The 23,306-nt window shown below is 48.6% G+C and carries 15 protein-coding genes; 1 reads left to right on the plus strand and 14 read right to left on the minus strand.

Annotation, left to right across the window (positions count from 1 at the left end):
• Positions 1-9: 9 nt before the first annotated feature.
• The 14 genes from BLW68_RS17030 to pepA all read right to left on the minus strand — a co-directional run bounded on the left by BLW68_RS17030 (position 10) and on the right by pepA (position 22,019).
• Positions 10-2,265 carry an nSTAND3 domain-containing NTPase gene (locus tag BLW68_RS17030; protein WP_092795919.1) on the minus strand — a complete coding sequence of 752 codons (2,256 nt, stop codon included), beginning with the start codon at positions 2,263-2,265 and terminating at the stop codon, positions 10-12.
• Positions 2,266-2,406: 141 nt separating this feature from the next.
• Positions 2,407-4,359: an ATP-dependent nuclease gene (locus BLW68_RS17035; protein WP_092795922.1), complete on the minus strand. Its 1,953-nt coding sequence runs from the start codon at positions 4,357-4,359 to the stop codon at positions 2,407-2,409.
• A gap of 635 nt (positions 4,360-4,994) precedes the next feature.
• The gene (locus BLW68_RS17040) at positions 4,995-5,288 is read right to left on the minus strand and encodes a hypothetical protein (RefSeq protein ID WP_092795925.1); all 294 of its coding nucleotides are present in this window, start codon (positions 5,286-5,288) and stop codon (positions 4,995-4,997) included.
• 150 nt (positions 5,289-5,438) lie between these two features.
• On the minus strand, positions 5,439-6,482 hold the full coding sequence (locus BLW68_RS17045) for an efflux RND transporter periplasmic adaptor subunit (RefSeq protein ID WP_092795927.1): 1,044 nt from the start codon (positions 6,480-6,482) through the stop codon (positions 5,439-5,441).
• Positions 6,475-9,573, minus strand: a complete 3,099-nt coding sequence (locus BLW68_RS17050; protein ID WP_092795989.1) for an efflux RND transporter permease subunit — start codon at positions 9,571-9,573, stop codon at positions 6,475-6,477. The genes BLW68_RS17045 and BLW68_RS17050 overlap by 8 nt, the downstream gene beginning before the upstream one ends.
• 171 nt (positions 9,574-9,744) lie before the next feature.
• A complete protein-coding gene (locus tag BLW68_RS17055) occupies positions 9,745-11,499 on the minus strand; it encodes a TIGR03545 family protein (RefSeq protein WP_092795929.1) in 1,755 nt (584 codons plus the stop codon).
• 10 nt (positions 11,500-11,509) lie between these two features.
• Positions 11,510-12,001 (minus strand): TIGR03546 family protein, encoded by a 492-nt coding sequence (locus BLW68_RS17060; protein ID WP_092795931.1) that lies wholly within the window; start codon positions 11,999-12,001, stop codon positions 11,510-11,512.
• A gap of 227 nt (positions 12,002-12,228) precedes the next feature.
• Positions 12,229-13,713 (minus strand): Na+/H+ antiporter NhaC family protein, encoded by a 1,485-nt coding sequence (locus tag BLW68_RS17065; RefSeq protein ID WP_218141400.1) that lies wholly within the window; start codon positions 13,711-13,713, stop codon positions 12,229-12,231.
• 255 nt (positions 13,714-13,968) lie between these two features.
• Entirely contained in the window at positions 13,969-14,541 is a 573-nt protein-coding gene (locus BLW68_RS17070) for a LemA family protein (RefSeq protein WP_092795933.1), read from the minus strand.
• A complete protein-coding gene (locus BLW68_RS17075; protein WP_143039981.1) occupies positions 14,538-15,596 on the minus strand; it encodes a hypothetical protein in 1,059 nt (352 codons plus the stop codon). Before BLW68_RS17075 ends, BLW68_RS17070 begins: the two co-directional genes overlap by 4 nt.
• Before the next feature lie 119 nt (positions 15,597-15,715).
• The gene (locus tag BLW68_RS17080; protein WP_177172277.1) at positions 15,716-16,942 is read right to left on the minus strand and encodes a serine hydrolase domain-containing protein; all 1,227 of its coding nucleotides are present in this window, start codon (positions 16,940-16,942) and stop codon (positions 15,716-15,718) included.
• Between the two features lie 240 nt (positions 16,943-17,182).
• Positions 17,183-20,038 carry a valine--tRNA ligase gene (locus tag BLW68_RS17085; RefSeq protein ID WP_092795939.1) on the minus strand — a complete coding sequence of 952 codons (2,856 nt, stop codon included), beginning with the start codon at positions 20,036-20,038 and terminating at the stop codon, positions 17,183-17,185.
• 14 nt (positions 20,039-20,052) lie between these two features.
• Positions 20,053-20,511 (minus strand): DNA polymerase III subunit chi, encoded by a 459-nt coding sequence (locus BLW68_RS17090; RefSeq protein ID WP_092795941.1) that lies wholly within the window; start codon positions 20,509-20,511, stop codon positions 20,053-20,055.
• Positions 20,511-22,019 carry a leucyl aminopeptidase gene (gene pepA / locus BLW68_RS17095; protein ID WP_092795943.1) on the minus strand — a complete coding sequence of 503 codons (1,509 nt, stop codon included), beginning with the start codon at positions 22,017-22,019 and terminating at the stop codon, positions 20,511-20,513. The genes BLW68_RS17090 and pepA overlap by 1 nt, the downstream gene beginning before the upstream one ends.
• A gap of 183 nt (positions 22,020-22,202) precedes the next feature.
• On the opposite strand from pepA, the gene lptF reads away from it, so the two are divergent.
• Complete coding sequence (gene lptF / locus BLW68_RS17100; protein WP_092795945.1) at positions 22,203-23,306, plus strand: LPS export ABC transporter permease LptF; 1,104 nt, start codon at positions 22,203-22,205, stop codon at positions 23,304-23,306.

Genomic DNA, 23,306 nt, shown 5'->3' on the forward strand with positions numbered 1-23,306 from the left:
ATCGCCTCTTTATCTTATTCGCTCAAAGAGATCATCTATCTCATCGAAATGTCTATATTCGGCACTTGAACGCCCAGTATCAAGATCAGGCTCATGTGACCCAAAGTACTCATCATGCCTAGTATAAAGAGCATAACCATCGACTATTCTTTCAATTAAATCACTATCACTTTCGAAGCCGAAGTCACTAAGCTTATCTGTCACAAGACAACGTAAGTTTTTTTCCGCATCTGAATATTCCCCAGGATACACTTGATCAAACACGTTATCATCAGGGAACTCGTCATAAGCTGCGTCGATAAGATAGTCAGCGACTGCATCGCCGAATTTCGGCATTAAAATAGCTTTTTCTAACGAATCCAGTTTAGATATTATCAATGTCAGCGATGCAATTTCAGAGTAACTAGGGTGCTTTTCACATGCCCTCAAGAAAAAATCAACCACATCGGCAGAACTAAGCATATCACATGAAAACACCCATTCAATTAGCTCTGCAGCTGCTTCGAAAACTGATGGACAATCTACAGACAATATATATTTTGTTGCTTCGCTTATATGAGGGTGGCTAGGATGTAAACTTGGGTCTACCTTTCGACGTTGTTTGCAAAGCATCGCAACATACTCCGAATCACACCCAGAGTAATTACTATTGATAGCCTCAGCTAGTAGTTCCATCAACATGGAATTTACAGCCTTCGCATCTAATAATTTCTCCTCTGTTAAATACTCCAGTGTTCTTAGAGAGTTTGCCGTGCGTAAACTGGAGAATGCGGACTTTAGTGAGGGAATGTCTTTTGCGTATCGGTGCAATACATAGTCACCAATTGATGGATTAAACAAGTTAATAATTGCTTTCTGGTTCATGTTTTTCATAACTACTCGAGACAAAAGAGAGCCAGACAGATGCTTCATGGTAGTTAAGAAATCTCGACGTCCGTTCATTGTCAAATTTTCAGGGAAAGAGACAAATCTTTTATAGGCATCAGCCAAGGAATTTTGATCTATTGAACGTCTATTCAACGTTACCAGTAAGACTAATGCCCGACCAAAGTCATCATGTTGCGCTTCGAATGGATGCTCCCATACACGAACGGGATTATCCATCATTTCAGAAATATAACTCCAGTAATCATCCGGCTGATTATTAGAGACCCACTCAACGTTTGTTATATATTTTATTAGACGTGGATTAAAGTTTTTGTGAGCAATGATTTTCCTGTAGCGTTTATCTTGATATAGTTTATCTACATACTCATCTGGCAAATCTGAATGCCACATATGGTTATATAGCATTTGCGCTTTGTCAATATCTGCAAGCGAACCCAAAGTAATCTCAAACTCGTTTCTTTCTATATTGTAATGTTGGAATGCATTGCTCAATAGCTTTCCTTGATTAAGTATTGTTGAACGAGATGTCAAAAGGAAGCGCTTTGTTTTATCTCTCACTATACGCTTGATAAACTGAACTATATGAGTTCCTTCATGACCAGAAAGAGCTTCAAGATAGTTACTACCTAAAAAATCATCAAAAAGAAATACTTGAAGTTTATTGGATTCAAAAACAGCTTCGGCTTCACGAATTCCTTCTGCGAGGGAAAAGAATTGAAAACCCTTTGAAATATAATGAAGCGCTAAATGTTTAGCCAGAGTTGTCTTACCAATACCTGCATGTCCTGTGATTATGGCACAGCCTAGAGATTCTAATTTCTCAAGTGCTTCTTGGTGATTAATAGTGGGGACATAAAGGCGAGCGTTTTCAACAATTTCTTCAATTTCAAACTGACTACGATCCATTATGGGTTTATTAATTATACACTTTAGGACTGTTGTACTAGATATCCAGAGCTTGTAATGCCTCTGTTCGACTTCGGAATGGCGAGCAAGCAGGTCATTCAAATCTTCCCTTCCAAAAATATCGCTGTCTGTCAGAATAAATGGGTGAAGAGCAGCAGAAATTTTTGTCTTGTCGGATCTCGAAAGAGAATGAGAAATCATCAGTACGTATCTATCGGGGTTAAGTTTAGCTACTTTTGGAAACTCAACTGTTTCAAGATGCGAAATAAGATTTTTTAAAGGACTTGAAGCCCAGTGTTTGCATTGCAAAATTGTTTCATTACCAGTTGCTGAAAAAAACCTACCATCAACCCCGGCGTCTTTTCCGGGCTTAAAGCGTTCGTATCGAACTGACTCTTCGTATCCGAGCAAATCTGCACACATCACTTCGAATTCTTTGTCATTTAGTTGACTAAAGTCATAGTCGTTCATTTTTATGTGCACTTCCCGATTTATTAGCGTGATGCAGTATTAAGGAGTCAAATGACTCTAATGCGGCGGGTCGACTTTATCCCCAAAGTAACCCAATCCATCTTATAACTGAGAGTACTTCAGGAACTGCTCCCGAGGTGCTTACTCATTAATTTTGAAACGAACATTTTCAGCCATCCCATTGGCAGTAGCCCAGCCTAAAACCATCGCTAGAAGATTTTTCATGTATTCATCAGTATCAGTTTCACTCCCAAACATACAATGCTCTTCGGAATTCAGAAGAGAATCCATAAGTGTCTGAACGCTGCGAGCTAACCCTTCGTCCAGCTTAATCTGCAGATAAGCATTCAGCGGTTTATCCTTCTGTGCCTCGTCTTGGCCCAGAAAGCGTTCAAAATCTGGCACACTGACGTGATGACGAATGGCTAGCCCAGCACTTCTAGCTTGGCAGAGAGCTCGATGTATTTTTCTGTTTTCAGTCCACATTCCATTGTTACTTCCATCAGAGCGGTAAGGTGAATCCGAATCATGAATAAGACTGAAATGAATTCTAAAGTGAGTTAGAACTTTGATTAAAGGAACCAGAATTGCTTTCCCCCGAGCACGTATGATAGTAATCTGGTCCATCAATGCATTATTACGCTCAATGATCGAGGCCATAAAAGCAGCATGCTCTGTATCTCCCTCAACTAAGATTGGATAGGAACCGAAGAATACTTCTGAGAAACTTGGATCTATATGCTGCAAAGCCTGTAACCGTTGTTTTTCATCACCTATGAATGTAATGTGATCTGAACGGTAGGTTTTCGGTGTTATCTCAGAATATGCACCTACATTGCTGCGCTCAAGCCTTACAATTGTCGTATGATCCTCAAATGGATTGATGAAGCATGGCGAGTGAGTTGTCATTATGACCTGCCAATCAGGGTTTTTAGCAAGCTGATACAGGTGGCGTTGAGCTGCACGAGCAGCCATCGGGTGAAGTGCATTTTCTGGTTCATCAATCAGCAGTAAATATCCAGGAAACGCAGGATCATCAGGGCTATCAGGTATAGGCGCACCGCCATCATGAGATTCTAAACGCGCTTTCGCTTTTAACAATTCATCATTGAGTACATCCAACTCTGCCCCTTTGGGTGGCTTGCTTATTTTCTTCTCAATCTCAGCTAAATCCTTAGCTAGCCTTTTACGAAATTCTTCCCGCACTTCTTTGTCACGATTTAACTCATTATGGACCTGAAGCATTGACCAGAATAATGCACGACGAGCACCTGTGCCTTGCTGGCTAAGGCTAGTATTTGCATGGCCATCCCTAATTTTAAGGCTGGAGCCACTTTTAATAAGATCCCCAACTTTGGGCACCAGAGGAGCGGCACCAACACTCAAAGTAACATCAAGCCCTGGAAAAACCCCTTTAAAGCCTTCGGCAACCCTTCCTGCGATGCCGTTAAAATGCTCCTGATGTTGTTCGCTAAGTAAATTTATACTACCTGTAACACTATGAATAGCTATAGCCAATGGAGAGCTAGGGTCAAGCCTCGCCTTTTCAAGCTCTTTCTGTAATGGGGAGAGTGCGAAATTCAGAAGAACATCTTCAGTTTTTCCTGCATCATCTAACGAACCTATGCGCAACGGTCTTGGAAGACGCGAGCTGAACACTGGATCAGCTCCACCGGCTTTACCATCTTCCGCCCATCCCCCCTCACCATTGTCACCGGCTGTAGGATCCCAAGTAGTTCTTACCTTTTCGAAATTAGGGGCACTCCACTGCCAGCGGCTTTTAACGATAAGAAAGCCATCTTTCGCTTGTTTCCATTTTGCATCTACATTACCAATACCATCGGGTATGTGTACTTCAAGCAATATTTCAGAGGGTTGACCATCAGTTGCACTTTGGTGACGATCATTGCTAACATTGAAAGCCATAACACCTTTCGCAAGCTCATATGCTCGTAGAACAGTTGACTTCCCTGCGTTGTTTTTGCCTACTAGGCAAACGATGTTATCGAGTGCAATATCGATCCCGTCATTCCCTATACATCCGATATTCCGTATGGTCATACGAAGAAGTTTGGAGCGGTTTTCTGCTGGCATAAATCCCTCACGGTGTCTTACTTAATTTTTAAAATCCATTTATTGATAGCGATAAAAACACGGCACAAGGATACTGCTAAATATGGAGAATTTGATGTCGCTTTTTAACCTATAAAACTGCGTACCTGGGTCAAAGTAAAATTACCTAATAGCTCCGATACATGCCACAACATCAAAAAGACAAAGCGCCGATTGTGTCTAACTTAATGAATTATTATCAGGCTGTCACTAGATTAGTTAAAATTCACATTCTTGCAAATATTCAGAAGGTTACTGTGCCACATACGCCAACTCACAGCTCGCTATTTTGATAAGAGCAAAACAAAAAAGTATTGCGGCAACGGTGTATAGGTGTCGTGGGCAGGGAAAATTTTACTCTGGCTAGTTTTGAAAGAATACATATTACTTTTGGTCGGGCTCGCTTCGCCTTTAGCTGCAGCCCAATTACATAGCAACTCGTGCAAAGCACTTAACCAGAAAAATTTATATCACTGAAGAATCTATTAGGGATTTTTGTAAGCTATTGGTGCTCAGGGCCAGATTCGAACAGTCGCGGAGTTGCCCTAGAGATTTTACGTCCACTGCGTCTACCGATGTCGTTACTCAAGCAATCTGCCAAAATTACATCTGCACTATTAAGGCTTTTTGCTTAACAACACAAACCCAGCAAAGTACACGGCCAGTGCTATAAGCGGCAGGGTAAAGATCCAGTAGCCGCTGCTGTCTGCTTCATTTTGGTAGTTAATAATACCTAAAATTATACCCACTATGCCCGAGCCGGGTAACCATAGCCAGGCGCTGAGCATATAGGCGTGCAGTAAGCGGCTGCGGTGCTGTATACCCATCGACGAATAAAAGCCAATGGCAAACACGATATAAGCGGCAAAAAAGGTAGCGATACAGGCGAAGATGGTCCAGCCTAATGTCATATCCTGTCCTTGGTAGGTTAGGCCTTTAATAGTGCTATTAAAGGCCTTAAGTGGGTACAGCTGGTGTTATTTTGCGATACTTAGCGGCAGATGTAAAACACTGTAGCTTAGTTATACTCAGCTATTTTCCGGCCGCTGCCTGGGGCCAGGTTAACTTTGTGAAACGCTCTGGCCGTCCTGCAGGCGTTCAGCGCCGCGGGTTACAACCTTTTCACCGGCCTGCAGGCCTTCATCTACCGTAACCCAGTCGCCGTGGCCATCACTGATTTTCACGGCCTTACGCCTGGCAATGTTATTGTTATCCACGGTAACAACATAGGTGCCGTCACTGCGCAGCAGCACTGCATCGCGGTGTATTGTTATCGCGGCCTTGCTATTACGGGTGGCAACTTTTACGTTAACCAGCTCCCCTGCCAGCCACTGCGTAGATGCTGCCCCCAGTTTTAACCGCAGTTCAGCGCGCTGGCTTTGCGCATCGGCCGCCGGGATCACTGCGGTTACGGCTGCACTGCCCTGATATTGCAGGTTACTGATCTGCAATATATCGCCCAGTTTTACATAGCGCAGATATTGCAACGGCACATAAGCGCGTACTTCCAGCTGATAAATATCCTGTAACCGCAATAACGGCGTACTGCGGGAAACATCGCCGCCGGCTTCACGCAACCGCTGGGCTACCACACCGGCAAAGGGCGCGGTAACCTGGGTGCGGCTTAGCTGATCATCCAACTGGGCAATACGGGCAGCGATGATATCGGCATCGGCCTGAGCCAACTGATAATCTGAGCGGGCTTTATCCAGTTGCAACAGCGAAACACTCTGGCTTTGCTGTAAATTCTGTAACCGCTGATACTCGGCCTGAAAATAAGCAGTTTGCAATTTAGCGCGTTGCCACTGCGCCGTTAGTTCGGCTTTTTGCAACTGCAGCGGCACCGGGTCTAATTGCACCAGCAAGTCGCCGGCTTGCACCAAGGTACCCGCTTCGGCAACCCAACTTAGCCTGCCATCAATACCGGCGGTTATTTCAGTATTGTTGATACTGTATACGGTGCCGGCGGCATCTATTGTTGGCACTTCATAAGATAACCGGCTTTCACTTAATTGCACTGATGTGGCTGTTGGCGTGGGCACGGCAGTTTGCGCTAGCAGGCTAAAGCTGCAGCACAGTGTGATAACCAGCATAGACTTACGCATGATGAGATCCTTGAGCCGAAGCAGATAAAGTTGCAGGTTGCACCACCTTAGGCCGCTGCATTTGCAGCACCGCTGGTAGTAAAATCAGGGTAAATATTGCGCTGATAGCCATACCGCCCACTATCACCGTAGCCAGACCACGATAAATCTCAGCGCCAACGCCGGGTATTAACATCAGCGGCAGCATACCGAATAAACTGGTCAGCGTGCTCATATATACTGGCCGGGCGCGCAGTAATATTGCTTGTTGTACAGCATCTGTGCGGGTTAAGCCGTCACGCTCGCCACTGCGGGTTTGATCGACCAGTAAAATGGCATTGTTTACCACCAGGCCAAGCAAAATAATAAAACCAATCATCGTTAGCAGATCCAGCGACTGCGGCGTAAACAGGTTTACCAGTGCCAATGCCATCACACCGCCGGCAATGGCCAGCGGCATAACCAGTAACACCAGTAGTGCATCGCGCAATGATTTAAACAGTGCCGTCATTAATAACAGCAAAATCAGCAGCGCCAGCGCGAAGTTCAGCAACATCTCATCAATGGCCGAATTCATCTGGCTGGCGTTGCCACTTAGCTGCAGGCTGGCGCCATCAGGTAATACCCGCTGCATGGCTGGCATAACGTGTTGTTGTAGCAGCTCCATGGTTTCATCCAGTGACATCCCCTCCGGTGGCCGGACAATTAAACTGATAGTGCGTTTGCCGCCAATACGCCGCAACTGCGATGGCCCGACTGTCTGGCGGATCTGGGCCATATCGGCCAGTGTTTGCACGCCTGCGCGCGGTGTTACCAGCGGCATGGCCGCCAGTTGCTCTGGCGTGTGCCATTGCTGGGCGCGCAGAATAACGTCCATTCTGTCGTTACCGTCAAAATACTCTGACACGAATAAACCACTGGTAAAAGCGCGCACATAGTTAGCCACTTCAGCGCGGTTCAGGCCTGCCTGGCTGATGGCTCTGTCGTTGGGTAGCAATTGCAGTTCTGGCTCAGCCATGTCGAGCGCGGGTATCGGCTGGGCACTGCCGCCGGGCAGGTGGTGCTGCACCGCTGCCACACCAATACGCGCTACCTGCAGCAGTGCCGTTAAATCCGGCCCTTGCAGGTTTAGCTCGACACTGCGGCCATCGCCGCCGCCTGATACGTTAATCATTGAGCCGCGAAATAAAAATACCTGGGTATCTGGTATGCCGGCGAAGACGTCGTTGCGTACTACGTCCATTAACTGTTCTACCTGAGTCGGGTCGGCCGCGTACACAAAACCACCACTGGCATTGGGGCCAAAAGTATAAAAGTTATAGCTTTTAATGCCCGGTAACTTGCCGCCACTGTAATGAGGCTCCAGCCGCTGTACCACGCGGTTGGCCAGCTCCTGCTCGAGAAAATCAATATTACCGCCCGGCGGCAGGCTAAATGAATAAAAGAAGCCGTCTGTCGGCGCCCTTGGCATAAAGTCGGTACGCGGCATCAGCAGCAGGGTCAGCAGCACCGATCCCAGCGTCAGCCCTGTTAGCCAGCTTAAGCGCTTAACGCTGTTATTGGTCAGGCGCATAATCAGCTGACTTAAACGTTGCCAGTACTGCGCAAAAGGGTCGGTGCTGACGCTGCGGCCAAGCCAGTAGCGGCTGGCCAGCGGAATAACGGTAGTGGCGGCAATAAAGCTGCTGCATACCGCCACCGATAACGTTAGTGCCAGGTCAGAAAACAGCTGGCCTTCAATGCCGGCCATAAACAGAATGGGCAGAAAAATTGCTACTGTTGTTGCAGTAGAGGCTAGCAAAGCACCACTAACCTGGGCCGCGCCGCGCAAAGCGGCCTTTTTGTCGTCCAGCCCTTCGCTTTTTAACCGCAGAATATTTTCCTGCACTATGATGGCTGCATCCAGCACCAGGCCGACAGCAAATGCCAGCCCCGCCAGCGAGATCACATTCAGGCTGCGGCCAAGCAGTTGCAGCGCCAGCAGGGCAATAGCCAGCGACAGCGGAATACTCAGCGCAATAATGGCAGTGGCGCGCCAGCCGCGCATAAACAACCACAGTAAACTCAGCGCCAGCAGCACACCTAAGCCCAGGTTACTTTTTACCAGCGCCAGCGCATTACGTATGTGAACGGAGGCATCAAAGCTTAAATCCATTACCAGGCCGGCTTCCAGCAACGGCCCTTCGTTCAGCTCACGCAGTGCCAGGTTAATGTCATCAAGCAACGCCACTGTATTGGCATCGTTGTTACGCGCTATCGTAATGTAATAGGCATGGGCACCATTACGCAGCGTAAAGCCGGTACGGTCGCTAAAACCGGTTTTTACTGTAGCCACATCACGCAGGTAAATTGGCCGCTCGCCACTGTAGCTGATGATCATATCCAGCAGTGATGCCGGGTTAAACTGGCCGGCAAAACGCACGGTATACTGGCGCCGGCCAACATCGGCAAAGCCGCCTGAGGCATCGGTAGCGGCGCGAATTTGCGCTGCCATATTATTGATATTCAGCCCCAGCGCGGCAGCGCGTTGCGGATCAAAGGTAATGCGCAGCTCACGCGGCCGCTGACTGTTTAAATTAACCTGGCCTACCCCCTGAATACGGCTTAACCGCGGGTAAACCACGTCTTCAATCAGTTGCTGGTACTGCGCTACATCACGCACATTGTTACCCGGTAACGGCCGGATCAACAGCGATGCGGCATTCGGCGTATTCTGGCCACCGCCGGCGACAACGGTAGGCTCAAGCGCATCCAGCGGCAGTGCCGGTGCCTGGTTCAGGTTGTTTATCACATCCAGTGTTGCCTGCTGCATGTTCGCGCCAACATCAAATGTCAGTGTAATAGAACCAAAACCACGCTGAATATTGGTTTCTACCTTGATAACGCCGCGGGTATTTTTTATGGCGTTTTCAATCGGTTCAATAATAACGGCTTCGACTTCCTGCGGTGCTGCCGAGCGCCAACCGGTAAAAACAGAAATTTGTGGTTGTTCAATGTCGGGCGTGATCTGGATTGGCAGTTTTAGCAAGCTGATCACGCCAAACAATAAGATAAGCACAGCCAGCACTACAATACTGGCCGGATTTTTTAATGCCGCGCGGGTTAAATTCATATAGGGCAATTCCATGCACTGAAGTAGCAGAAATCTATCCTGAGGCAGGAAAAAAGCTATGCAGATAGGTTAAGCGGGGGCAATTTTGCGCCAGGCGGGGCGCTATTAATAAAGACTTACAGGCTGTAACAACCAGTTACAGCCTGTATGGTGGCGTTTAATTAGTGGCGTTTAATTACCGCCGCCGAGTTTATCCAGCAGCTTGTCTTTTAACTTATCTTTGGCCTGATCTTTTACATCCGCCATTTTAGCGCTAAGCATAGTTTCAATGCTGCCGCTGATGTCGGCCACTTCACCATCCTGCTGGGTTAACAGTGCCGCCCAGTCTTGCTGGCCAGCCAGGCCGGTTTGCAGTTGGCTGTTTAGCTTAGCCTGTAACTCAGCTTGGTACGCCGCCACTTTTTGTTTGGCCTCGCCCAGCAGCGCATCGCCGAGTATTTTGTCTAACGACGAGCGGATACTTACCTCTGGCGCACTGATAAGGCCGGTGGTGGCGATATTAAGCGGAATTTGCTGTTGCTGGTTAAGCAGGCTTGCCAGTTGCTGCAGGTACTTATTGCCGCTGCTGTTAAAATTAGCGGCGTTTAATACCACGCTGGCTTGCTGCTGAATGCGGTTATCGGTAAGGTTTAACTTACCGCTGGAGCTGATTAAACCGGCGGCTAAATCGAGCGCGGTATCACCTTTACCTAAGGTAAGCGGTTGCAGGTTTAAGCCGTCCAGTTGCCAGTTCAGGTTGGTGACCATTTGCTGCAGCACAGCAAATTCGCCGCTGAGGTTAAACGCGGCCAGTTGCGGCAGTTGCTTTACATCCAGTGAAAACTTAGTCGCGCTGTTAATCAGCGCATGCTGGGCGGTAATATCCTGCAGCGCTATGGTGGCCTCGCCGCCGCCAATCAGCCAGTTAACCCTGGCGGTTTTTACCCAGAAATCAGGATAAGGCTGGCCTGGTAATGGCAAAATACGGTTTGGTAAAACCACTTCCGGCTCGGCTGTTTCATTGCCCGGCCCTGATATGCCGCCTTCGGGTATATAAGGCTTAGCCAACTCGTACAGCGTTTGTAACTGTGCTACACGCTCGCCCCAGACATCACCGAGCAAAATCTGGCTGATGCCGGCCAGGCCGCCATCGCTCAGGTTAGCCAGTTGCTGCACTTTGGCGTAATCGGCTTTGCTGGCGGCTGTCAGGTCATCCACTGCGCGCTGCAGGCTGTTTTTACTCTGTGTTAATTGCTGCTTTACCTGCTCTACTTTGGCTTTTTCGCTGTTAAGTTTATCTTTTAGTTGTTGTAGCTGCTGCGCCTTAGCAGCTAAATCGGTAGCGTTGGCAACTTTACTGTCGGTTAAGGCTTTAATATCGGCCTGATACTGCGCCAGCGAGTCTTTAGTAGGCAGCTGGGTTTGCAGCGTTTTGAGTTGCTGCTGCTCAGTAGCCGCCAGTTGTTTTAGTGCTTCAGCTTTGGCTGGCGTTTGCAGGTTAGCACGGGCGATAAGCTCGTCGGCGTCGGGCAGGTCTACCTGCAGTAGCTGGGCAATATCAATTTTTTCACTGTCGCTGCCAGGCACGCGGTATACCTTGCCTTCACTGCTACGCTCGGCACCATACTGCAGGCCATCTACTGTTAGCTCGTCAATAACGTAATAGCCTAACAGCGCCGGCCATACTTCCAGTGCGGCGCGGGCATGGCCAAAACTGAGACTGTTGTGGGTAGGTTTTGCGGCATCGGTTATTTGCAGGTTATTAATACGCAGCGCCAGTGGCGCCAGTTCAAGCGAGACCTTGCTGATATTCACCTCAGCACCAACGGCTTTTTCCAGGCTGTATACCATACCCAGGCGTATGGCCGGGCCAGCTACCAGATAAACCAACGCCAGCAGAGCGGCAAAGAAAACAATAAACACTAACCAACCGGATTTACGGATCATGCTCAGCTCCTTAATTCAATTTTTCGTACAGCGCAAACAGCTTGCTGGCTTTTAACATTTGGGTGAGCTTCCATTTTTGTACGCTGCTCATCACACGGCTGCGGTATTGCATAACCAGCACTTTGCTAAGCCAGGCTACCGGCACTACTAACACTGCACCCAGCACAAAGGCGCCCAGGGTTAACGTATGGTGTAAATGCAGCAGCTGCAGGGTTTCGGTATTGGCCAACAGTTGCAGCAGCGTATCGTTTTGCGCGTATTGCCAGGTCAGGTTTTCCAGCGGTGTGGCAAACAGCAGCATTAAGCCTTCGGTTAACCCCCAGACCACAATAAAAGTAGACAGATTAACGGTTAGCAGACACACAATAAGCACGATAAGCAATGTCAGTAAACCCAGCGGCAGTATGCCGGCAAACAGGCCCAGCGCAATAGCCCAGCCAATTTGCCAGGGTGACGCTTGTGAGTTAAGTACTTTAAGAATTTTAGCCAGCATGGTAAGCATAAAAACTCCGGTAAACAGGCTGTATAAAGTTGTTATAGAGGGTTGTTATATAAGGTAACAGTGTCAGGGCATTTTGTCAGGCGTAAAAAAGTGACAAAGTGTTGAAGTAACAAACTGTTGAAGTGACAAAGTGTTTAAGCGGCACAAGTTTAATATAGCAGCGATAAAAAAGGCGCCGAGCCATTACAGCCAGCGCCTTGTATTAAACAGGCAGCTTAAACCGACGGTTACGCCAGTGCAATAAAGCCAAAGAACGCCAGCACTGCTGCCGTAAAGGCATAAGGAAACTGCGTGATAGCATGGCTCATCAGGTTACAGCCTGAACCCTGCGCTGCCAGTACGGTAGAATCACTGTAAAAACAGGCCTGGCTACCGAATGAGCTGGCCGATAACAGCGCACCAATTACCAGTGGGATATTGGCTTCAACGGCAAACGCCAATGGCATAACGATAGGAATAGACACGGCGAAAATACCCCAGGACGAACCGGTAGCAAACGCCAGCACCGCCATGGATAAAAACACCAGCGCCGGTAGCATTTGGGCACTCATATAAGGCGCCAGGTTATCAATAATAAACTGTGGCAGGCCTAACTGATCGCAGACATCTTTAAAAACAAAAGCAGCGATAACGGTACAAATGGCAGGCAACATGGTTTTAAAACCATGGATCATTACATCCATCATTTCCGAGATGTTCATCAGCCGCTGTACTAAATACAATGGCAATGTCAGCAGAAAGGTCATTAACAGGCCTTTCCAGACGTCAATTTCAAACCAGATGGTAAAACCAACCAGCATAATCATTGGCAGCAAAAAGTTATGTAACTTGCCGGTGTTGCGGTTGCTTTGCTCAAACTCTTCATCGAACGACTGCACGGCAAAATCATCAGCTGAGTGGGTATCCTGTGCGGTAGTGGCCGAATGAGGCGCATCTTCTGCCGCGATCAGGGATTGCTGTGCTGCCAGCTCGGCTTTTTTCATCGGGCCAAATACCGGCACTACACCAATAATAACCAGGATAACCATAATCATCGCCAGCCAGGCGTACAACATATAAGGAATGGCAGAAATATAGGTTTGAATACCGCTGGCGTCGCCGGCCGGTGTTACATCATTGGCTACCAGCAAACCACCGAAGAACACCGCCCAGGTGGAAATGGGAATAAGCACACAAATGGGGGCGGCGGTAGAGTCGACAATATAGGCCAGCATCTCGCGTGATACTTTATACTTGTCGGTAATGCGCTTCATGGTTTCACCCACTGTCAGCGCATTTAAGTAATCATCAACAAAAATAACGATACCCAAAAAACAGGTCATCAGCATGGAAGACTTACGCCCGGTAGCCACGCGCTGTGCGGCGCGGCCAAAAGCAAAAGCCCCGCCGGTGTGCACCAGTAAAGCGATAAGTGAGCCAAAACCACCACACACCAGAATTAACCAGCCAATGGTTTCGTCCTGCATTACCCGCAGTGAAGTGTCGGCCATATTGCCTAAAGCACCTGCAGGCGATAGCAGCAACATACCGGCAATTGCCCCCATGATCAGCGCTAATATCGGCCGTTTCAGCCAGATGGCAATAGCCAGCACTACAACAGGGGGTATTAAACTTATAATGGAAGGTTCGATAGTGATAACGTCGGCGGCCGCTTCGGCCGCCGCTGCAACAGGTTCGGCGAGGCTCTCGACCAGGGTATCTGCTGACATCATTTATTATTCTCAAAGTTAACTCCGGCAAGCCGGATAAAAGTTAAGTGAACCGTTGCAGCAGATAACCAAACTCAACGGAGCGTTTGCTTGCTATATCAGCCGTGCTGCGCTGAAAAAGTGAGCGCTAAACATCAGACTTTACTGCATAAATACGCAGTGCAAGTGTATTTGCAGCCAGCTGCCGAAATACCGCGCAATCATAGCAAAAAAATTTCTTCTGGCAATCGGATCTTTGTGCAGCCTTGCCCGCTGTGATTACTGTTTTTTCAAGCTATATTCAAAGCCCTGCTCTGCTTCTGAATCAGTAAAGGTCTGGATTTTTTGTTTGCGGTTAAACTGCTGGTTAACCAGCGAGTTTGGAAAGGTTTCAATACCGTTATTAAAATCTTCCACGTTTTGGTTAAAAATACGGATAGCCGCGCCGATATTTTCCTGCTGATTGCTGATTTCCCGCATGAGATTATTAAAGCTGTCGGATGCTTTCAGCTCAGGATAGTTTTCTACCGCTACCTGTAAGCCTTTAATAAGATTTGTGGTTTTCTGTTCAGCTTGTGCCAGGCCGGCAGTGTCTACGTTATCTGCCGACAGGCTGTGTAAGGCGCTGCGCAGCTCGGTGATCTGTGTCATTACCCCCGCTTCGTATAACTGATATTGCTCGGTCAGTTGTTCTAGTGCCGGGATAATTTTGTTTTTCTGCCGTTCCTGCGTAATCACATTGGCCCAGGCCCGCTCTACCGCGTTAAGGCGGGTAATAATGCCGTTGTAAATGGCAATAATAATAATCGCCAGTAAAGCAGCAATAACAGCAATAGTAATAAAAGTGGTCATAGTCTGGCATCCTGTAAAGAGATAGCGGCATGATTGGCAAGATGATGAATAAAATGCAACGCCTGATGCAATTTGTCCAGTGGTGTGTGGGCTGCAATTTCCTGGCGAAATAACTGTGGCTGCTGCAACGAGTATTGCCGCTTAGCCAGCAGCAGGTTGTTGTCATTAAATGACAGACATAAACCGGCATCGGGCTGCAGTTCAACATTAGGCCGTTGTAATATCGGATACAGATCTTCAAAAGCAATCACTACCGCAGGTTTCATCAGCCGGGCTGCCTGCATTTCATCTGTACTTTGCACCCGGTAGTGATTATTAAAACGGTTAGATGCCGGGCGATAAGCTGCCGGCAGTTTGTGCTCCGGTGCATGGCTGTATACCATTACAGCCGGGTTTTTGAACTCTGGAACACAGATACCATAGCGGTGGTAGTGGTCGTATACCGTTCTGGTACGGATACGGGTTCCGCCTTTACCGTCACTTTCGGTATAGGTTTCTCTGCGTTTATCCACATAATGAAAATGATAAAAATAGTAGCTGAAACTGCTGTTATCGCTTGCTGAATGCCCCTGATAAAGCTGCTCTATTTTCCGGCTGTAATTACCCCGTTTAAATTCTAAAAAGGCCGCAAGCAGCTGGTTAGCGACATCTTTTTCTGCCAGTGGTTTAAGCTGGTTATCGAACAAGACGTTTTTAGTAAAAATATCATTGGATAACCGGCTGATACTGCGGTTACGCGAAAGGGCAAACAGTAACAGTCCGGCCGCGGCTGTCATTAACAAGGTAAACCCCGTCCAGCCTGACGGCCGGATATACAGATAATACTGATGCTGAAAAAACAGTAACAAAGCACCGGCCAGCACAAATACAGCCGCCAGAACGTATTGCAGTTGGTTACGGTACACCAGTGGCGCATTAAAACGCGCGGCCAGTTCCGTTATCTCCAGCAAGTCCTGCACGGTGGTAGCAGTACGGCTGCGCCTGGTGAGCTCGGCCAGTAACTGTTTTAATTTGTTGTTATGTGTTGCCACCCCGGCCATCACTATTCCGCCCATCGGTTTTACGCTACAGGCAATATAACAGAAATAAAACCGGAACAATATCAAGGTATTGATTCAGCTTTAACTGTATAGCACTTTCAAAAACTGTCTTTTATTCTGCACAGCCTGAGAAACTAAAGGTCAACTAACTTTGTGGCAATCTGCTTCATGGCAGCTGCAGCTTTGTCGTCCACGCCTCTGTTCATCAGGATAATAAAGCCATCTTTGCTACTGCGGTCAAAATAAAGCGCGGTAAAGACACCTAAGTCTGAACCCATATGGCCTGTTAAGCCCATTTCATTGTCTCGCCAGAAAAAACGTTGATTAGCAGAAACTGACTCTGGCAGTTGTAAGCTAAACATTTCGTTATACATAGCGTCCGACAATAAAGGCCGACCAGCACTATCCTGATTATTCAACAGTGCAACCAGAAACTGACTCAGTTCGCTGATGCTACTGCGAACACCTCCGTCCGGGTATTGTGGATTACCGAAATGTGGGTAAGGTTTGAAGCTTTTATACTTTGCAGGCGGATCGATATAGCGGCCAATCAGGTAGTTTACGCTTGGCGATTCCGTATCTGCGCAAAGGAACAAATAAGGTACACATTGTTCTACTTCATAAGGTACTGCCACAGTTTCCAGAGCCACATCATGCAGCAACCAGCTGCTATGGGGCATCGCCAAAGCCGGAAACACTTTAGCTTTACTGTACTGTGCCAGCGACATGCCCGTCGTAGCTTCGACAAGATAGCCGGCAAGCCCTGCGGCTAAATTACTGTACTGGCGTTTTTCACCGGGTAACTGCGGCAAAAAGTGTTCACCTTGCCGGTAATTATCGCCATCAGCTAACAGCAGGCTGGTTAGATGTTGTCCTAAGGAGATATCTGGATCCTGATTTTCTGCATAGCTGTTGATGTCATAAAAATCGGCAATGCCAGATGAGTGGCTGGCCAGATGGCGCAAGGTTATTTTTTCCTCTGCAGTATGGGGATTATCAACCTTGAATGGCAAGTAGTTATTAATATCTTGCGCTAAATCGAGCTTACCCTGATCCACCAGTTGCAACAGCACAAGGCCCATGATGGGTTTGCTGATCGAGGCCAGATTAAATAAGGTGTCTTTGGTTACCGGTGCGCCGGTTTCAATATTGGCTTTGCCATAAGTTTGCAGCAATACCGTCTGACCATTTTTAATCCGCGCAATCGCAAGCCCGGGTATAGCAGCCTCTTCCATCAGGGCAGGTAAGTACAGTTCCAGCTCGGCTATACTTTGGCTGACGTTTTGCTGCTTCGGCAGCACAAACCATAGTGCGGCTATGGCAAAGAACAGCACTAAGACAAATCCACAGAATTTTTTCATTCCCATCAATCCTTTAGTTATAGAAATTAGGGATTTGCAAATGATGCGCCATAGTGGAAATCCACATAAGACATTGAAATTAAACTGATTCATATTTACATCTTGGTGAGATAAGCAGCGGCTTTCACTATCAGTTAGTGAAAATGCATACAATTGAGGCTGATTTCACCTGCTGGCAATACAATGCGGATAAAAAAGGCGGCCATCAGGCCGCCTTAGCACTACAAAAACTCGCTTGGTTTACAGCGCCGCGATTTCGGCTTGTTGGGCTTGCAGCTTAACCACGGCCTGCTCCAGCTCAGCTTGCTTGGCGCGCTCTTTTTCCAGCACTGCTTCCGGGGCTTTGGCAACAAAACCTTCGTTGCCCAGCTTGCCTGCCACACGGGCCAGTTCCTGCTGGGTTTTCTCCAGCTGTTTGGCAATACGGCTAAGCTCGGCGTCTTTATCAATTAAACCGGCCATTGGGATCAGTAAATCCATACTGCCGATTAACTGCGTGGCGCAGGTTGGCGCCGGCGCATCATCTGACAGCACAGTGATTTGCTCCAGCTTAGCCAGGTTCATCAGGAAGCTCTCGTTTTCGCTTAAGCGGCGCTGCTCTTCGCTGTTCAGATTGCGCAGCAGTATGCTCAGCGGTTTACCCGGCGCAATATTCATCTCGCCGCGCACGTTACGGATAGCGGTGATCACCGCTTTTAACCACTCCAGATCATTAGTTGCCGTAGCATCAACCAGGCTGTCATCCACTTGCGGGTAGGCTTGCAGCATAATACTGTCAGCATTGATGTTGGCTAAAGGTTTTACCGATTGCCAGATGGTTTCGGTAATAAACGGCATTATCGGGTGCATTAAACGCAGCAGGCTTTCCAGCACGGTAACCAACGTATGGCGGGTAGCGCGTTGCTGGGCTTCATTACCTTTGAACAGCACCGGCTTGGTCAGCTCCAGGTACCAGTCACAGAACTGGTTCCAGGTAAATTCATATAAGGCGGTGGCGGCTAAATCAAAGCGGTAGGTATCAAAGTGCTGCCGCACTTGTTTAACCGTTTGCTGGTACTGCGCCAATATCCATTTATCGGCCAGCGATAACTGCATATCACCGCCGTTAAAGCCGCAATCCTGACCTTCGGTGTTCATCAGCACGTAGCGGCTGGCGTTCCACAGTTTATTGCAGAAGTTACGGTAGCCCTCTAAACGCTTCATATCCCAGTTAATATCACGCCCGGTAGATGCCAGCGCCGCTAAGGTAAAGCGCAGCGCATCGGTACCACTGGCGCTGATACCGTCAGGGAATTGCTTGCGGGTACGCTCAGCAATTTTCTCGGCATCTTTGGGCTGCATCATATTGCTGGTGCGTTTGGCCAGTAACTCGTCCAGCGTAATGCCGTCGATCATATCCAGCGGGTCAACCACGTTGCCCTTGGATTTTGACATCTTATCGCCGTTTTCATCGCGGATAAGCCCGGTAACATAGACGGTTTTAAACGGCACCTGCGGCTTGCCGTCTTTATCTTTAATAAAGTGCATGGTCATCATGATCATTCTGGCTACCCAGAAGAAAATAATGTCAAAACCGGTAACCAGCACGTTGGTGGGGTGGAAAGTACGCAGTGCCTCGGTATCGTCCGGCCAGCCCAGGGTGGAGAAAGTCCACAGTGCCGAGCTGAACCAGGTGTCTAATACGTCATCATCCTGCTTTAACGTTACGCTGTCGGCTAACTGATGTTTAGCGCGCACTTCAGCTTCATTGCGGCCAACATAGACTTTACCGTTTTGGTCGTACCAGGCCGGAATACGGTGGCCCCACCATAACTGACGTGAGATACACCAATCCTGAATGTCGCGCATCCAGCTGTAGTACATGTTTTCGTATTGCTTGGGTACAAATTCAATCTGGCCACTTTCTACCGCTTCAGTTGCGGTTTTCGCCAGTGGCGCAACCCGCACATACCACTGATCAGTTAACAGCGGTTCAATTACCACGCCGCTACGGTCACCGTACGGCAGGGTGTTGTTGTGATCTTCTACTTTTTCCAGCAAGCCGGCAGCGTCAAAGGCGGCGACAATAGCTTTACGCGCGGCGTAGCGGTCCAGGCCCTGATACTCTTGTGGAATAACGCCAACCAGCGCCGGGTTTAATTCGCCATTGCTGTGGAAGCCTTCGCCTTCGCTACGGATAGTGGCATCCGGTGTCATTACGTTAATCATTGGCAGCTGATGGCGCTTGCCCACTTCATAGTCGTTAAAATCGTGTGCCGGGGTAATTTTGACGCAGCCGGTGCCTTTTTCCATATCGGCATGCTCATCGGCAACGATAGGAATGCGGCGGTTTACCAATGGCAGCAGGATTTCTTTGCCAATCAGTGCCTGATAACGCTCATCTTCCGGGTTAACCGCTACGCCGGTATCACCGAGCATGGTTTCCGGCCGTGTAGTTGCTACTACCAGATAATTTTTACCATCGGCAGTAACGGCACCATCAGCCAGCGGATAACGCAGGTGCCACATCTGGCCTTTTTGCTCTTTGTTTTCCACTTCCAGATCAGAGATGGCGGTGTGCAGTTTCGGATCCCAGTTTACCAGGCGCTTGCCGCGGTAAATCAGCTCGTCGTCATACAAACGAACAAACACTTCCTGCACTGCATTGGATAAGCCTTCATCCATGGTAAAGCGCTCGCGCTGCCAGTCTACCGAGTTGCCTAAACGGCGCATCTGCGAGGTAATAGTGCCGCCGGACTCTTCCTTCCACTGCCAGACTTTTTCAATAAACGCATCGCGGCCCAGTTGGTGACGGCCCGGTAAGCCTTCTGCCGCCAGCTTACGCTCTACCACCATTTGCGTAGCAATACCGGCGTGGTCGGTACCTACCTGCCACAGGGTGTTTTTACCCTGCATACGCTGGTAGCGGGTAAGGGCGTCCATAATGGTTTGCTGAAAGGCATGGCCCATATGCAGGCTGCCGGTAACATTTGGCGGCGGGATCATAATGCAGTAGTTGCCGTTACTTTCATCGCCGTGTGGCGCAAAGTAGCCTTTAGCCTGCCATGCGTTATACATCGCCTGTTCTATTTCACTGGGGTTAAACGTTTTTTCCATGATAGTACCTGTGCTCAGCCGGCGTTAACGGTTTGCGGGTTAACGCCCAGCTGACGATATTGCTTAAAACGCTCCCGCGCCTGCACTTTTAGTTGCTCGGCGGCGGGAACAAATTCGATGATTTGGCTAAAGCGGTTGGCAAAAGCCGGGATCTCAGTGGCTAAATTAATCAGCACCTGGCGGTTTTGCCGTGGCGCCTGCCAGCTTATTTCTACCGGTGCGCCGTATTTCGGGCCTTCACCGCTTAAGTTATGCGGTACAAAGCGCTGCGCATCAAACTGCCATAGCAGTTCGTCAAACGCTTCGGCCTGTTGCTGGTCGGCAGTATAAACGAAAACCCGCTGCTTGGCGCGGTACAAGTCGGCACAAAGCTGGCAGGCTAAAGTAAAATGAGCTGGCGTGGTGCTCAGCTCATTTTGTATCGCTTGATTTTCTGCCGGCGTGTCGCTTAGCAGATAAAAGCTAACTTGCATTAATGATCCTGCTGCTGGCCAACCCGGTTAATTAAAAACTGAGTTAGCAAAGGCACTGGCCGGCCGGTGCTGCCTTTATCTTTGCCGCCACTGCGCCAGGCTGTACCGGCAATATCCAGGTGCGCCCAGTTATATTTGCGGGTAAAGCGCGATAAAAAGCAGGCTGCAGTAATAGTACCGGCGGCGCGGCCACCTAAGTTACTAAAATCGGCAAAGGGGCTTTCCAGTTGGTCCTGATAATCATCCCACAGTGGCAGGCGCCAGGCGCGATCCCCACTTTGCTCAGAGGCATTTAAAATTTCATGCGCCAACGGGTTATGGTTACTCAGTAAGCCGGTAGCGTGTTTACCCAGCGCAATAACGCAGGCACCGGTTAATGTAGCCACGTCTATTACCAGCTCGGGGTCAAAACGCTCAACATAGGTTAACGCATCGCACAATACCAGCCGGCCTTCAGCGTCGGTGTTTAATACTTCCACCGTCTGGCCAGACATGGTAGTTAAAATATCACCCGGCCGGTAGGCGTTAGCGTCCGGCATGTTCTCCGCTGCCGCCAATACGGCCACAATGTTCACCGGCAGGTTAAGCTGCACTACGGCATGCATGGTACCCAGCACAGAGGCGGCGCCACACATATCATATTTCATTTCGTCCATGCCATCGCCCGGTTTTAAACTGATACCGCCGGAGTCGAAAGTTAAGCCTTTACCTACCAGTACCACCGGCGCGCTGTCGTTACCGGCGCCGTTGTACTTAATAACGGCCATGCGCGGGCCGTTGACTGAGCCACGGCCAACCGCCAGGTAAGAATTCATGCCATGCGCGGCCAGCTCTTCCGGGCCTAACACATCGACACTGATTTTGGCTGAGCTTTCGGCCAGCAACAGCGCCTGATCGGCCAGATATTGCGGCGTACAGATATTTGGCGGCATATTGCCGACGTCTTTACATTGTTTAATACCTGCAGCTATAGCTAAGCCATGCTCTACTGCTTTTTCGCCAATGGTCAGATCGCGCCGGGTGGGTACATTAAATACAATTTTGCGCAGCGGACGGCGGGTTTCATCTTTTTTGCTTTTTAAGCGATCAAATACGTACAGGCAGTCTTGTGTGGTTTCCACCGCGTGGCGCACTTTCCAGTAGGTGTCGCGGCCTTTTACGTGTAATTCAGATAAAAAGCATACTGCTTCCATTGAACCGGTTTCGTTTAAGGTACTGATGGTTTTGGCAATAATCTGCCGGTACTGGCGTTCGTCCAGCTCTCGTTCTTTGCCGCAGCCTACTAATAATACACGTTCGCTCAGTACGTTAGGCACATGGTGCAGTAACAACATCTGGCCGGGCTTGCCTTCCAAATCACCACGGCGCAGCAAGTTGCTGATATATCCTTCACTGATTTTATCCAGTTGTTCTGCTACGGCGGAAAGACGGCGTGGCTCGTACACGCCAACCACAATGCATGCACTGCGTTGTTTTTCCGGACTTCCGCTTTTTACGCTGAACTCCATACTAACTCCTGATTCTAATAGACTGTGCTAACATAACCTGCACATATATGGCCAAATTCTACCGTGAATTTATAAAAAAGCTCGGTTTTCTAAGCCGTTTGGTCGATAATAATTGCTATAAATATCAAGTTTACTGAAAAATCGCCAGGGTTCCAGCAAAAAGGCAGGTTTTTAGGGGGCGTTTTGATCATTTTTCGTTACCTGTTAGCTGAGGTATTTAAGTCACAGCTGGCGGTATTTGTCATTCTGATGACCATTATCATTAGCCAGCGCTTTGTCAAAATTCTGGCCGATGCATCTGAAGGTGAACTTCCTGGGCAACTGGTTATGAGCATAGTTGCGCTGAAATTACCGCAACTGGCCGTGATTATTCTGCCACTCAGTGCCTTTGTTGGCATATTGGTAGCCTATGGCCGCGTATATGCCGACAGTGAAATGACAGTACTGCACGCCACCGGCGTAAGCGAATGGTATGTTACCCGCCTTACGTTATTACTTTCGCTAGTGCTGGCTGTCGTAGCTGGCGCTGTGACTTTGTATCTCAGCCCCTGGGCCACCGAGCAGGAATACCGCCTGCTGGAAAAAGCCGATGCCAATGCCGGGTTAATCTCTCTGGTGCCGGGGCGGTTTCAGCATACGTCAAACGAAAATGCAGTGATCTTTGTCCAAAGCATTAGCCGTGACAATGGCGAGTTACAAAAAGTGTTTGTGGCACAAAATAATGCCCGCGATACCCTGGGTGACCATTCTATCGTGTATGCCATGTCAGGTAATGTTAAGGAAGACATCAGTGGCGCCCAGATGATGCAGCTTGAACAAGGCCGCCGTTATGCAGGTGATGTGAAATCACCGGCCTTTGAAATTACCGAATTTGGCCGTTACCAGATCCAGATCCGCGAACAGGAGGTAGAGCAACGCCGGCGTAAGCTTGGCAGCCTGCCAACCTCCGAGCTATATGGCATGGACAGCAATGAAGCTATTGCCGAATGGCACTGGCGTATTGCCATTCCGTTATCGATTCCGTTGCTGGCGTTAATCGCGGTACCGTTAAGCCGGGTTAATCCGCGTCAGGGTAAGTTTGGCCGCTTATTGCCCGCCTTGCTGCTGTATCTGGGTTATTACTCTTTACTGATTATCGCCCGCTCAGCACTGGAAGACGGCAAAATTCCGCCTGCGTTAGGTATGTGGTGGCTGCACTTGAGTGCCTTAGTGGTAGGGGTAGTGTTAATTATGCGCCATCGTTCCAGTGCACAACGTTTTCAAGCCTGGTTAGCGGGTAGAACTTAA

Origin of the sequence: Rheinheimera pacifica (genome assembly GCF_900108485.1) — a bacterium.
GTDB classification, from domain to species: domain Bacteria; phylum Pseudomonadota; class Gammaproteobacteria; order Enterobacterales; family Alteromonadaceae; genus Alishewanella; species Alishewanella pacifica.

Bases quoted from the DNA above. Each gene is read 5' to 3' on its own strand.
- BLW68_RS17035 (WP_092795922.1), bottom strand. From the start codon at position 4,359: ATGCCAGCAGAAAACCGCTCCAAACTTCTTCGTATGACCATACGGAAT.
- BLW68_RS17090 (WP_092795941.1), bottom strand. From the start codon at position 20,511: ATGCAAGTTAGCTTTTATCTGCTAAGCGACACGCCGGCAGAAAATCAA.
- pepA (WP_092795943.1), bottom strand. From the start codon at position 22,019: ATGGAGTTCAGCGTAAAAAGCGGAAGTCCGGAAAAACAACGCAGTGCA.
- BLW68_RS17040 (WP_092795925.1), bottom strand. From the start codon at position 5,288: ATGACATTAGGCTGGACCATCTTCGCCTGTATCGCTACCTTTTTTGCC.
- BLW68_RS17050 (WP_092795989.1), bottom strand. From the start codon at position 9,573: ATGAATTTAACCCGCGCGGCATTAAAAAATCCGGCCAGTATTGTAGTG.
- BLW68_RS17065 (WP_218141400.1), bottom strand. From the start codon at position 13,713: ATGATGTCAGCAGATACCCTGGTCGAGAGCCTCGCCGAACCTGTTGCA.
- BLW68_RS17075 (WP_143039981.1), bottom strand. From the start codon at position 15,596: ATGGGCGGAATAGTGATGGCCGGGGTGGCAACACATAACAACAAATTA.
- BLW68_RS17030 (WP_092795919.1), bottom strand. From the start codon at position 2,265: ATGAACGACTATGACTTTAGTCAACTAAATGACAAAGAATTCGAAGTG.
- BLW68_RS17060 (WP_092795931.1), bottom strand. From the start codon at position 12,001: ATGCTTACCATGCTGGCTAAAATTCTTAAAGTACTTAACTCACAAGCG.
- BLW68_RS17070 (WP_092795933.1), bottom strand. From the start codon at position 14,541: ATGACCACTTTTATTACTATTGCTGTTATTGCTGCTTTACTGGCGATT.
- BLW68_RS17045 (WP_092795927.1), bottom strand. From the start codon at position 6,482: ATGCGTAAGTCTATGCTGGTTATCACACTGTGCTGCAGCTTTAGCCTG.
- BLW68_RS17080 (WP_177172277.1), bottom strand. From the start codon at position 16,942: ATGAAAAAATTCTGTGGATTTGTCTTAGTGCTGTTCTTTGCCATAGCC.
- BLW68_RS17055 (WP_092795929.1), bottom strand. From the start codon at position 11,499: ATGATCCGTAAATCCGGTTGGTTAGTGTTTATTGTTTTCTTTGCCGCT.
- BLW68_RS17085 (WP_092795939.1), bottom strand. From the start codon at position 20,038: ATGGAAAAAACGTTTAACCCCAGTGAAATAGAACAGGCGATGTATAAC.